Genomic DNA, 12,982 nt, shown 5'->3' with positions numbered 1-12,982 from the left:
TAAAATGTTTTAGGGGTGGTGCGATTGAAGAATTTCACTGGAGATTGGTATAAAGAAATGCAAATTATAGAATTTGTAAGTTTTATAGAGTCTATAAAAGAATGGTCAGAAATGGATATACAAAGTTTAATAGAGGAAATAAAGGAAAACAGATTTATTAAAATTCCTTCCTGAATCCATACACCCATTTATTCATAACACCATAATTAATTCAGAATATCCTTCTAGTGAATTGAAAAAACTTATGAAAGAATGGATAGAGGATTGTGAGAAAAGAAGGGCTCATTTAGATCGATTCTACTTAGAGCAATTCCATTCGATTAAGAAAAAACTCCCAACAAATGTTATTCAGTTACATGATTACTCACTACATGACAGTGTAGTCAAATCAGTAGAGAGAATATCAAAAGATACGCTAATTATTATATTAGATTGCAGTGGTACTTGCAGTGAATTTGATAAACTGGAAGTAACTTTTACAGGCGTAACGAAATGTTCTATTCCGGAAGATTTTGAAGGTGCTTGGTGGTTATGTCATGAAATAGATCTTACTAATGAAGGGTTCGAATTAGGTGTATTATTTGATGGCCCATTTGAAGAAGTGACAATTTGTGCAAAAGACGTATTGCTTGAGATAGGTAACTAGTAAACTTTATAACTTTACAAACAAAAAAACAGTCTTATAAGACTGTTTTTTATTTAGATGCTAAATTATCAAGTTTCCAATATATATTTGTTAAAGGGCAGCTTTGCTATATATATATATATATATTATTTAATTATTTTGGTGAAGTTTTCAAGTTAAAAAGGATAGAAAGAGGGAGAATACTGTATAAAACGGAATAAATAAGAATTGAAAATATTGTAAAACGGAAGAGGCGTGCATATAATTAAAATAAAGATTAAATTTCTGAATCTTCAATAATGGTGGTGGGAACATGTTTACTGAAGAGCGTAGAGAAAAAATTTTAGAGTTACTGAAGAAAGATGGAAGGGTAATTGCTAAAGATCTTGCGGAAAGTTTCGATATGTCTATTGATTCTATAAGAAGAGATTTATCTATTATGGAGAAGGATGGCTTGTTAAAAAGAACACATGGAGGTGCAATCGAACTTACTAGAGTAAGGAATTTAACTGCTGAACCATTGAAACGTTGTCGTGATAGTTCACTAGGTGAAGAAGCGATTGCGAAAGTTGCTGCATCCTACATACAAGAAGGAGATTCCGTTTTTATTGGCGGGGCTTCTATTCATTATGCCATGTTAAAATACTTACCTGAAATGTCATTTACAGTGATTACGAATGCTTTAGAAATTGCTAGTACCTTACGGGAATATAAGAACATTGATACATACTTAATTGGTGGAAAGGTGAAACCATCAGGGAATATGACAGATACACTTGCCTCTGAAATGATAAGTAGATTATCTATTGATCTTTATTTCTCTACAGGTGGTGGCATTTCATTGAACGGTATAAGTACTGCAACTCCGGAAGTTGCTTATTTTGGAAAAAGAGTAAGTAAAATTGCTAGAAGAAATATTTGTTTAGCTCCTCATAAGAAACTTGGAAGAGACTGCTTTATAAAAGGAGAGTCACTGATAGAAATTGACCTTATAATAACAGATGAAGAAGCTAGTAAAGAAACGATTCAACAATTTGAGAAACAGGGTAAAGAAATTATAATCGCATCAATAGACTGCATTTAAAAGGAGTTTGTAATGATTATAAAAGGACAAGAGTTTCATATAAATGGATTAACTTATACAATTCGTTCTGCATCTGAAACGGATGCTGAGCAGTTATCAGAAATTAGAGTTCAGATCGATGGCGAAACTGAAAATATGGATAGAGAAGCTGGAGAGGGATTTATAAATAAGATAGGGTTTCAAAAAATAATAAAAACAGATAGTGAAGAGATAAAGAATCTGTTTTTAGTTGCAGAAGTGCACAACCAAATCGTAGGATTTTCAAGATGTGAAGGATCAAATTTGAAGAGATTATCCCATAAGGTAGAATTTGGTGTTTGTATTTTAAGAGAGTTTTGGGGATATAGAATCGGTAAGAGTCTCTTGCAACAATCTATTCAGTGGGCTGATGAAAATGAAGTGAAAAAGATATCATTACAAGTGCTAGAGACAAATGAAAAAGCTATTCAACTTTATAAAAAATTAGGTTTTGAAGTAGAAGGTATTTTGAAAAATGACAAAAAGCTGTCGGATGGGAAGTATTATAATACGGTTGTAATGGGAAGATTCATAAAAGAGGTGTAGTGGGATGTTTTACAGAAGAAAGTACTATATAGTAAAAAATGAATTTGTAGAAATATTTAATGAGCATTTTACTAACACAAACTTACCTAACCAGTTAAAGCATGGTTCCAGGCTAATAGGACGCTGGATGAAAGATAATAATGATGGTACAACAGAAATATTCGCCATATGGGAATATGACAGTTATGAACAGTATAAAGACATTGAATCAAAAATTAGAAGTGACGAGATGCATGTTAAAAGAATACAGGATTGGTATGAAAAACATGGTGGAAGAGAATATGTTTTACAAAAGTACATATTAGAGTTAAAACATGAAGAGTTAATATGTACTGTAAAGTGATAGAGGAGTGAGGGATAGTGGGAATTAAAACAAAATTATATTTTAGTTTAGCATCCACTACTTTATTTGCAATAGCGTTGATAGTTTTCTTTATAAACGGCAATCCACAAAAGTGGTTTTGGTTATGTATTTTCTTTGCGTCTATTATACAAAATATAGTTTTACTAAAAAAGAATAAAGAAGTGCATTAAGATATTCAAATTATTAACATATTTGTATCGTCTTTCTAGTTTTATTGAAAACGCTTTTATTCGGTTTTATAATAAAAGTATGTTTTTACAGATCTCCAAAATAATGAATAGGGAGATGATACAATGTTAGCTTCACCGTTTTACTTACATACATGGAAAAAGTTTATTGATGAAGGAGTCCTTGATTCGAACCGTATGAACGAAAGAATTTCAGAGTCATGGCATCGATGTAAACAAGCAAATGTGAATCCTCATATGAATAAAGGTCAGAAAATTTTGTCTTCTAATATTTTTCAAGATCAAAAGAAAAAGAGTGAAATCTTCCTTGATATAGCAATACCTCAATTACAAAATATGAGGAAAACCATTGATGAACTGCAAATGATGGCATTATTAATTGATCCAGACGGTTACGTTCTATCGTTAAGCGGAAATCAAAAAACGTTAAAACGAGCAAAACATATTAACTTCATTGAGGGTGTGAAATGGACGGAAGCAGCTGTTGGTACAAATGCGATAGGAACCGCGTTACAGATTGAAGAGGCTATTATGATAAGTGGTACAGAGCATTATTCTGTCGCATCTCATAGCTGGAGTTGTGCGGCCGCTCCGATTCATAACGATGATGGGAAATTAATTGGTGTTCTAGATTTCTCCTGTCCAATTGAATTTTCACATCCGTATATGCTAGGGATGGTAACTTCAATTGCACATGCGATTGAACGTGAATGTAGTATTCGAGTGCATCAAAATGAACTACATTTAATCCATCGTTTTTTAGATGTAATTGACAGTGATGAACAAGTTGTCATTTGTAATCATCGTGATGTTATCGTTTCTGCAAGCAAGAAGGTTCGAGAACAAGTTTCTAATTGGTCACGAATGAAACTTGAAGATTTAATACAAAATGGATTGAAACCTAAATTAGAAGTACCAGTATATAGTAATGATAGAATGATCGGGAAATGTATTTATGTAAAAGAAAATAAACGAGAGAATTTATTTTCTACTTCCAAATTTATTAACGGAATTACTTTCCATGGAGTTATTGGGACAAGCAATGCATTTCAACATACGTTAGAAGAAATTAAGCTTGTATCTCCAACTGACGCTAGTGTATATGTTTGTGGTGAAACAGGTGTAGGGAAAGAATATGTAGCGAGAGCGATTCATGAAAATAGTCCAAGAAAAAATGGTCCTTTTATAGCTGTTAACTGCGGTTCGTTGCCGAAAGAATTAATGGAAAGTGAATTATTCGGTTATGCTGAAGGTGCGTTTACAGGTGCGCGACGTCAAGGATATAAAGGGAAATTCGAACAAGCAGACAGTGGAACAATATTTTTAGATGAAATTGGTGAAGTGCCACCAGAGATGCAAGTCGCATTATTGCGTGTTTTACAAGAACGAACAGTAACCCCAATTGGCAGTTCAAAAGAGGTACCGCTAAATATTCGTATTATTACTGCGACACATAAAGATTTACTGCGATTAGTAGAAGAAGGGAAATTCCGTCAAGATTTATATTATCGTTTACATGTTTATCCACTTTATGTTCCATCGTTAATAGAAAGAAAAGAGGATATTCCGTACTTCATACAAGATTTTTGTAGACGAAAGAATTGGAATGTTGTATTTCCAAAGAGTATTTGTAATCAATTTTCACAGCATACATGGCCCGGAAATATTCGGGAATTATTAAATGCATTAGAACGTATTTACATTTTGTCGCAAGGACGGGAAATATGCGAAAAACAAATCTCTTTTTTATTACAAACAATGATGGGAAATCAACATCAACTTGAATTGCAAGCAGAAAATAAAACGGAGCATACATTAAATTTCCGTGAAAAAATACAGCGTGATAGTATGATTGAAGCGCTAGAAAAGACGAATGGAAATGTTTCTTTAGCTGCAAAACTGTTAGATGTACCTCGAAGTACATTTTATAAACGAATGCAAAAATATAAGTTATAAAGTAGATTTTTGTAATCTACTTTTTCTTTATGGGCTCATGTTCTGTCGGAATGTGCGCTTGCCGGGGAAATAATAGAATAGTTAAAAATTAATTTCCGAAAGGTGGACTTATGTGAAGTATATTGAAATTGGTATTGGAAATAGGTGGTTCGTTCGAACAGAAATAGAAAATAAAGATGGAACTGAATTTGAGGAACGAGGAATTATAAAACCTATTTATTTTGAGTCTTTATATGTACGAATTTGGTTTTGGAAAACGTGTTTTATTTTTGATACGAAAGAAGGGTTTAAGAAAGTAAGAAAAAGTAGAGCTGAGTATAAGTTTATTGTTGGAATTGTGAGTAGGTTAACACAATAGAATCAAATAGGGGGTGTTTTTATGATTAGAATTACCACATTTATACTCGCTATTATTGTAATGGGCTATTCTATTTACAGTTGGAATGATGATTCGAAGCAAAGTATGCTTATTTTGCAATTATTGTTAGGTTTTATGCTTGCTGGAATGGGGATACAAAATGTTAAGAAGGATGAAAAAGAGAATAAGAATATGGGACTGTTGCTTTTACTTACATCGCTAATTTGTATTATTGTATCGGTAATAAAATATTTAAAATAACCTGGTACTTAATTTGTTGAGTAACAGGTTATTTTTTTGAAGTTTGCTCATTAAAAATTTTAATAGCTGTTTGGTACATCTCTTTATCAATACAAAATCTTTCTGTTATCCAATAAGTAAGTTCAGAAGAGGTAAGGTTATGTTCTCTTTTCTTACCTTGGAAATATTGCTAAGACATTCCCGTTATTAAAAAAAACACTTTTAGCATCACCATAACCAGATAAAATATTTTTATAGACCATACAATAGCACACCTATATAAATGAGTGTGCTATTTATATAGCCCAGTCGTATACATTTCCGTCAATGTATGCACAATTTCTCCTAACTCTAATTTTTTATCATTTTTTACAATCGTCCAAAGAAACATCTCATTCATTGCGAACCAAGCACGTGCTACAATTTCTTTATTTAATTCAGGCTGTGCTAATCCACCTTCTTGAGAGTATGTAATATCCTGCGTAATACTGTTTATAAAGCGTTCCCGTATCTCGTCCCATTTTTGACGTATCTCTTTTGATAATCCAATTGCTTCCTGCACAACTTGTAATATAGCTCGTTCTTTTTCTGCTAGTTGTAGGAATGCTCTAACTTGATTTTGAATCATTTTATGTGCTTCTTCTTTCGTTTGAGGGGAAAAGGAGCGCTCAGCAATATCATAAAATTGATTCATGACATCTTCCATTAAAACGATAAGGAGATCATCTTTGTTTTTAAAGTATACATATGCCGTTCCATAACCAGTTTCTGCATGTTTAATAATTTCTGTAATAGTCGTTTTTTGAAATCCGTTACGTATAAAAATAGTGTAACCAGCGTGTAATAGTTTCTTCTTTGTTTCTAAGGAGCGGTGTTTTCTTGATGAAAGAGTACTGTTTTTCAAAGAACCACCTCTTTATACTGAAATATCTGAAAATATAACTGTATTGTAAAAGGAATTCATATATAAAGTCAACTGACATAATATCATTGACGTTATATCAACTAAGGTGATATATTCCAATTAGTTAGAATAAAAAGAAAATTAAAAGAAGGTGACACCATGTATAAAGAACCATTTCAACCGAATTATGAATATGCGCTTGAATGTGATAAACATGATGAACTGAAAGATTTTCAAACTGAATTCTATAAAAAAGAAGGAACGATATATTTAGATGGAAACTCATTAGGGCTACTTTCAAAAAGAGCAGAGAAATCATTACTTACGTTGCTCGATTCATGGAAGGAGTATGGAATTGACGGCTGGACTGAAGGAGAGCATCCGTGGTTTTTCCTTTCGGAGAAATTAGGTGAATTGACTGCGCCTCTTATTGGAGCTTTACCGGAAGAAACAATTGTAACCGGTTCCACAACGACGAATATTCACCAAGTAATTGCGACGTTTTATGAGCCGAAAGGAATACGTACAAAAATTCTTGCTGATGAATTAACATTTCCGTCAGATATATATGCACTTCAAAGTCAAATTCGTTTAAAGGGTCTAGATCCAAATGAGCATTTAGTACGAGTGAAGAGCCGAGACGGTAGAACACTTTCTGAAGATGATATTATTCAAGCAATGACAGATGATATCGCGTTAATTTTATTGCCTTCTATACTATATAGAAGTGGACAAATTCTTGATATGAAACGTTTAACAGCGGAAGCTCATGAGCGTGGTATTCATATTGGATTTGATTTATGTCATTCAATCGGTTCTATTCCGCATCATTTCAAAGAATGGGATGTTGATTTCGCCATTTGGTGTAATTATAAATATTTAAATGCAGGACCTGGTGGAGTTGCGGGCCTTTATGTAAATAAAAAGCATTTTAATAGACTTCCAGGATTATCAGGTTGGTTTAGTTCTAGAAAAGATAAGCAGTTTGATATGGAACATACATTAACAGCTTCTGATCATGCAGGTGCTTATCAAATTGGTACACCGCACGTATTAAGTACTGCACCTTTAATTGGTTCTCTTGAAATATTTAAAGATGCTGGTATAGAACGTTTACGTGAAAAATCGCTACATATTACAAGATACATGCTGGATTTAATTGATTATGAATTAAAAGATTACGGATTTACAATTGGAAATCCATTAGAGGATGAAAAACGAGGCGGGCACATTTATTTAGAACATGCAGAAGCAGCACGCATATGTAAAGCGTTAAAGGCAAATGGAGTTATCCCTGATTTCCGTGCACCTAATGGAGTAAGACTTGCGCCGGTCGCTTTATATAACACATACGAAGAAGTGTGGAAATCTGTACAAATATTAAAGAAAATTATGAAAGATGAAGCGTATAAGCAGTTTGAAAATAAGCGAGAGGTTGTGGCATAAGTATGAAAGCTTCAGAGTGGATTGATATTTCACAACCGCTAAATAATGATATTGCTACTTGGCCAGGTGATACACCGTTCTCGTATGAAGTTTCATGGTCAAAAGAAGAAAGTGGCTCAGTAAATGTCGGAAAGCTAACGATGAGTATTCATACAGGTACTCATATTGACGCACCGTTTCATTTTGATAATGATGGAAAGAAAGTAATAGATTTAGATGTTCAAGTTTATGTCGGTCCAGCGCGGATCATTGATGTTTCTAATCTTGAAAGCATTGGGAAAAAGGAATTAGAAACCTTTCATTTAGAAGGTATAGAACGCTTGTTGTTACGCACATCTTCACATGGTAAAGCGAATGAATTCCCGGATGTAATTCCGCATTTACGTGCTGATATCGCACCATTTCTTTCTGAAAAGGGAATTCGTTTAATTGGGGTAGATGTACCATCAGTAGATCCATTAGACGATAAAGAATTAGCAGCGCATCACCAATTGTTTAAACATGGTATACACATTTTAGAAAATGTCGTACTAGAACATGTAGCAGACGGCGATTATGAATTAATCGCATTACCACTTGCCTTAACAGATGCAGATGGAAGTCCAGTTCGAGCAGTTATTAGACCAATATAAGTAGAATTACATAAAAGGGGCGTTTGGCTAATATGAAAGAAAACGAAAAGGTAATTATGGAAAAAGGAATTCATACGGATTTTAAAGAGAATATGACGTACGGGGAGTATTTACAATTAGATAGTTTACTATCTTCTCAAAAGAGATTATCAGATCATCATGATGAAATGTTATTCATCGTGATTCACCAAGCAAGTGAACTTTGGATGAAGCTTATTTTACATGAGTTAAACGCAGCGATTGAATCTATTAAACAAGATAAATTACAACCAGCTTTTAAAATGTTAGCACGTGTATCAAAAATTCAGTCGCAAATTATTCAATCTTGGGATATTCTTGCGACATTAACACCATCAGAGTACATTGAGTTTCGTGACTCACTCGGTCAAGCTTCAGGTTTTCAATCGTATCAATATCGTATGATTGAGTATGCGCTTGGCTATAAAACGCCGCACGCATTAAAAATTTATGAAAAAGATCCAGAATTACACGCTCGACTTCATACAGCACTACATGCACCAAGTTTGTATGATGTGGCAATTCAAGCTCTTGTAAAAGAAGGATTCCCTATTCATAAAGATGTGTTAAATCGTGATATTACGCAGCCTTATGAAGAAGACGCAACAGTAGAAGCAGCATGGATAGAAGTGTATGCAGATGTGAAGAAGTATTGGAACTTATATCAGCTTGCTGAAAAATTAATCGATATTGAAGACTGGCTACAACAATGGCGTTTCCGTCATATGAAAACGGTAGAACGTATTATTGGTCATAAAATGGGAACAGGTGGATCTTCTGGTGTATCTTATCTGAAAAGGGTACTTGATCAATGTTTCTTCCCAGAGCTTTGGAATGTTCGTACGAAATTATAAAAAACAAACCTGTCAGTTTATTACTGGCAGGTTTGTTTTTTATTTGAACATAAGTATGTTTTAATGAAAACTACAAGATATAATAAATTAGGTAATGATTTAATTGGAGGTAAAGTTTTGGATTTCAAGCAACTAGAAAATAAATTTGAAAAGAAAAAAGTAAATACATTTCTTGTTTATCAAAAAGGTGAGTTAACAACTGCATATTATAAAACGTTAGAGTGTGAAAATAATTTATATAAAATAAATTCAATTACAAAAAGTATTGTATCTATATTAATTGGTATCGCAATCGATAAAGGATATATAAATGATATACATACACCGATTATAGAGTGGATTGAAAATGTATCTAATGAAAAGCGGGATTTGACTCTTTATCATTTATTAACGATGACTACAGGTGAGGATTGGAAAGAGTTCGGAAATGGAGTAGTGTTTCCAAATGATTTTGTAGAATCGGAAAACTGGGTGCAATACATATTAGAAAAACCAATTATTGAAGAACCCGCTACAAAAATGAATTATAACTCAGGTTCTTCGCATTTGCTTAGCTACATTATTCAAAAAGCTACTGGAATGTCGACAGAGCAGTTTGCGAAAAGGTACTTATTTGATCCGTTAGAAATTACCGAATATGAGTGGCAACAAGATCCGCAAGGCATACATGTCGGCGGTTTCGGTATGAAAATGAAATCTAAAGATTTATTAAAGCTCGGAATATTATGTTTGCAGAATGGATATTGGCAAGGGAATGAAATTGTATCATCGAAATGGTTAGAAGAATCTAGTAAAGCTCTATTTGAAACGTATGAACATGTGGGGGCTTATGGATATCACTGGTGGGTTTTGAATAACGAAAGATTTCACATACCGTATTGTATGTATTTTGCTATGGGATATGGCGGACAATACATCGTTATCATTCCACAGTTAGAACTTGTTGCTGTAATAAGTAGTCATATGCCAAAACGTGGACTTGTTCCATTGAAATTGTTTATTGAGCATGTACAGGAGCATTATAAGTTTATATAAGAAGAGAGAATGTTTGAAAGGTGTAAATTTAGGGATGGATTATAGAAATGAAAGAACCCGCATAAACAGTGCGGGTTCTTTCATTTTATCTACTCGTCTTCTGAAATGTCATCTTTATAAATTTATCTGTCTTCGTTTCAAATTCTACATCAACAAAAACACCATATTCTTTTCCATCTTCACGTAGCCACAATTTAAATTTTTCAACCGTTATTTGAACGGTTTTCGGTTTTCTACCTATATGAAGGTAATCAATAATCTCCGCTTTTGGGTATTGTTCTTTCGTCTTTTCTACAGCAAGTTTCCCCCATTTGGCATACGGAGGCTGCGCATGAACAATTGATGGGACAGTATATATATTTGAACATGTAGTTATGAACAAAATGACGAGTGCGATACGCTTTAACAATTTTTTCATGATGAACTCCTTTTATATTTTTTTATATTGTTTACATATTTTTTCAACGATATGAGTTTGGATTTTTTTGTCTTCTTTACATAAAAGCGAGGCTTTTACAAAACATAACCAAGAAATCATTTCCGTAATTAAGGAGGGAAAATCATGCGTCAAAAAGCTATTTTTAAAATAGCAATTTTACTTGCATTCATAGGACTATCTTTGATGGTAAGTAGTATACAACTAAAAAATGTTGAAGCTTTTTCTAATCAAGTCATTCAAAGAGGAGCATCTGGCGAAGATGTCATTGAACTGCAATCTCGTTTGAAATATAACGGATTTTATACGGGAAAAGTGGATGGTGTTTTCGGATGGGGTACATACTGGGCACTTCGAAATTTTCAAGAGAAATTCGGATTACCTGTTGATGGTTTAGCTGGAGCTAAAACGAAGCAAATGCTAGTAAAAGCAACGAAGTATGACAAGTCAACAGCGAATAAAGGAACGACAACGAATAAAGGAAATAGTGGTGGTACTGCACAAGAAAATAAACCATCTCAAAATAAAGGGACAAATGTTCCAAATGGTTATTCTCAAAATGACATTCAGCTTATGGCAAACGCAGTATATGGAGAATCTCGTGGTGAACCGTACTTAGGGCAAGTTGCAGTAGCTGCGGTTATTTTAAATCGAGTTACAAGTGCATCATTCCCAAATACCGTTTCGGGTGTAATCTTTGAGCCAAGAGCATTTACAGCGGTAGCAGACGGACAAATATATTTAACGCCAAATGAAACAGCGAAAAAAGCTGTATTAGATGCAGTTAATGGATGGGATCCAACAGGAAATGCATTGTACTATTTCAATCCAGATACCGCAACAAGTAAATGGATTTGGACTCGTCCACAAATTAAAAAGATCGGGAAACATATTTTCTGTAAATAGAGCGGAGGTGGAACTATGTTACGAGGTATTATAATCGTATTATTAACAGTCGGTGTAGTTGGAATAGGATATTGGGGCTACAAAGAACATCAAGAGAAGAATGCAGTATTAATTCGAGCAGAAAATAGCTATCAACGTGCGTTTCATGATTTAGCATATGAGGTTGATTTATTGCACGACAAAATTGGAACAACACTCGCGATGAATTCACGTGCATCTTTATCACCTGCATTAGCAGACGTATGGAGAATAACATCTGTAGCTCGTTCGGATGTAGGACAACTGCCTTTAACATTAATGCCTTTTAATAAAACGGAAGAATTTTTAGCAAATATCGGTGATTTTAGTTACCGTGCAGCCATTCGTGATTTAGAAAAAGAGCCGTTAAATGATCAAGAATACAAAACGTTGGAAACTTTATATTCAAATGCAGGCAATATACAAGATGAACTAAGAAAAGTACAACATCTTGTTTTGAAAAATAATTTACGCTGGATGGATGTTGAGATGGCACTCGCATCAAATCGTGATCCTGCAGACAATACAATTATTGATGGATTAAAAACAGTAGAGAAAAACGTAACATCGTATTCATCTACAAACTTCGGACCGACCTTTACAAGTGCACAAAAAAATAAAAAAGGTGGATTTGAAGCGGAAGGAAAGGCAATTTCTAAAGATGAAGCGGCGAAAATCGCAAAATCATTTTTGAATTTAAAAGGAAATGAAAAAGTAGAAGTTGAGAAAAGCGGAAAAGGTGCGAAAGAATCTTTCTATAGTGTGAAAATAAAAGATCCAGCAACGAATAATGAGTTTTATATGGATATTACCGGAAAAGGCGGATATCCAATTTGGGTTATGAATAACCGAGAAATTAAAGAACAGAAAATTAGTTTAAACGATGCAGGAAGTAAAGGTTTGAAATTTTTAAAGGACCACAAGTTTAATAATATGGAGCTTTTTGATAGCTCACAATATGATAACGTTGGTGTATTTACGTATGTAGTAAATGAGAATGGCGTACGAATTTATCCAGAAGCAATTCAAATGAAAATTGCTTTAGATGATGGTTCTATCGTTGGTTTTTCTGCAAAAGAATATTTAGCATCACACCAAAAACGAACAGTTCCCTCAGCAAAGCTAACTGCAGCAGAAGCAAGAAAGAAAATCAATCCAGATGTTAAAGTTATGGAAGAACGTAAAGCCGTAGTTGTAAATGATTTGCATAATGAAGTACTTTGCTATGAATTTGTAGGTACTTTAGGGAAAGATACGTACCAAATTTTCATTAATGCAAATAGCGGAGCAGAGGAAAAAGTGAAGAAAATGCAAGCTGTTGAAAAAATTTATGATTAAACTTTAATAGTAAAGT

General features: G+C 33.7%; 14 protein-coding genes and 1 pseudogene. 13 read left to right on the top strand and 2 right to left on the bottom strand.

Annotated elements, in window-relative coordinates:
- The first annotated feature begins 24 nt into the window (after nt 1–24).
- From DM800_RS22770 to DM800_RS22740, 7 genes and pseudogenes are all read left to right on the top strand, one after another.
- Nucleotides 25–646: pseudogene (locus DM800_RS22770) on the top strand (DUF4085 family protein).
- Nucleotides 647–938: 292 nt separating this feature from the next.
- Nucleotides 939–1,709 (top strand): DeoR/GlpR family DNA-binding transcription regulator, encoded by a 771-nt coding sequence (locus tag DM800_RS22765; RefSeq protein ID WP_147787636.1) that lies wholly within the window; start codon nt 939–941, stop codon nt 1,707–1,709.
- A 12-nt stretch (nt 1,710–1,721) separates the two neighbouring features.
- Complete coding sequence (locus DM800_RS22760) at nt 1,722–2,273, top strand: GNAT family N-acetyltransferase (protein ID WP_088063670.1); 552 nt, start codon at nt 1,722–1,724, stop codon at nt 2,271–2,273.
- A 4-nt stretch (nt 2,274–2,277) separates the two neighbouring features.
- The gene (locus tag DM800_RS22755) at nt 2,278–2,616 is read left to right on the top strand and encodes an NIPSNAP family protein (protein ID WP_088063669.1); all 339 of its coding nucleotides are present in this window, start codon (nt 2,278–2,280) and stop codon (nt 2,614–2,616) included.
- Between the two features lie 314 nt (nt 2,617–2,930).
- On the top strand, nt 2,931–4,781 hold the full coding sequence (locus tag DM800_RS22750; RefSeq protein WP_147787635.1) for a sigma-54-dependent Fis family transcriptional regulator: 1,851 nt from the start codon (nt 2,931–2,933) through the stop codon (nt 4,779–4,781).
- 112 nt (nt 4,782–4,893) lie between these two features.
- Entirely contained in the window at nt 4,894–5,139 is a 246-nt protein-coding gene (locus tag DM800_RS22745; RefSeq protein WP_087983891.1) for a DUF3977 family protein, read from the top strand.
- Nucleotides 5,140–5,160: 21 nt separating this feature from the next.
- Nucleotides 5,161–5,400 carry a DUF3953 domain-containing protein gene (locus DM800_RS22740; RefSeq protein ID WP_073515272.1) on the top strand — a complete coding sequence of 80 codons (240 nt, stop codon included), beginning with the start codon at nt 5,161–5,163 and terminating at the stop codon, nt 5,398–5,400.
- A 271-nt stretch (nt 5,401–5,671) separates the two neighbouring features.
- Here the strand turns inward: DM800_RS22740 and DM800_RS22735 are convergent, their stop codons facing one another.
- Complete coding sequence (locus tag DM800_RS22735; RefSeq protein ID WP_147787634.1) at nt 5,672–6,283, bottom strand: TetR/AcrR family transcriptional regulator; 612 nt, start codon at nt 6,281–6,283, stop codon at nt 5,672–5,674.
- Nucleotides 6,284–6,442: 159 nt separating this feature from the next.
- Here DM800_RS22735 and kynU point away from each other — a divergent pair, with 159 nt between their 5' ends.
- The 4 genes from kynU (at nt 6,443) to DM800_RS22715 (ending at nt 10,268) form a co-directional block, all read left to right on the top strand.
- Nucleotides 6,443–7,729 carry a kynureninase gene (gene kynU, locus DM800_RS22730; RefSeq protein ID WP_147787633.1) on the top strand — a complete coding sequence of 429 codons (1,287 nt, stop codon included), beginning with the start codon at nt 6,443–6,445 and terminating at the stop codon, nt 7,727–7,729.
- A gap of 2 nt (nt 7,730–7,731) precedes the next feature.
- A complete protein-coding gene (kynB, locus tag DM800_RS22725; protein ID WP_087983894.1) occupies nt 7,732–8,361 on the top strand; it encodes an arylformamidase in 630 nt (209 codons plus the stop codon).
- 32 nt (nt 8,362–8,393) lie between these two features.
- Nucleotides 8,394–9,233, top strand: a complete 840-nt coding sequence (gene kynA / locus DM800_RS22720; RefSeq protein WP_087983895.1) for a tryptophan 2,3-dioxygenase — start codon at nt 8,394–8,396, stop codon at nt 9,231–9,233.
- Between the two features lie 117 nt (nt 9,234–9,350).
- Nucleotides 9,351–10,268, top strand: a complete 918-nt coding sequence (locus tag DM800_RS22715; RefSeq protein ID WP_097890129.1) for a serine hydrolase domain-containing protein — start codon at nt 9,351–9,353, stop codon at nt 10,266–10,268.
- Between the two features lie 85 nt (nt 10,269–10,353).
- Here DM800_RS22715 and DM800_RS22710 read toward each other — a convergent pair whose 3' ends face one another.
- Nucleotides 10,354–10,686 (bottom strand): DUF3889 domain-containing protein, encoded by a 333-nt coding sequence (locus DM800_RS22710; protein WP_048547304.1) that lies wholly within the window; start codon nt 10,684–10,686, stop codon nt 10,354–10,356.
- A gap of 144 nt (nt 10,687–10,830) precedes the next feature.
- Between DM800_RS22710 and sleB the strand changes: the two genes are divergently transcribed.
- Both sleB and ypeB read left to right on the top strand, forming a co-directional pair.
- A complete protein-coding gene (gene sleB / locus DM800_RS22705; RefSeq protein WP_048547302.1) occupies nt 10,831–11,610 on the top strand; it encodes a spore cortex-lytic enzyme in 780 nt (259 codons plus the stop codon).
- A gap of 15 nt (nt 11,611–11,625) precedes the next feature.
- Entirely contained in the window at nt 11,626–12,966 is a 1,341-nt protein-coding gene (gene ypeB / locus DM800_RS22700; protein ID WP_147787632.1) for a germination protein YpeB, read from the top strand.
- Nucleotides 12,967–12,982: the final 16 nt, after the last annotated feature.

The sequence above is a fragment of the Bacillus sp. AY18-3 genome (assembly GCF_008042305.1).
In the GTDB taxonomy this organism is placed as follows: domain Bacteria; phylum Bacillota; class Bacilli; order Bacillales; family Bacillaceae_G; genus Bacillus_A; species Bacillus_A wiedmannii.
The sequence above is the reverse complement of the archived record's forward strand: the minus strand, read 5'-3'. Positions and strand labels throughout refer to the sequence as shown.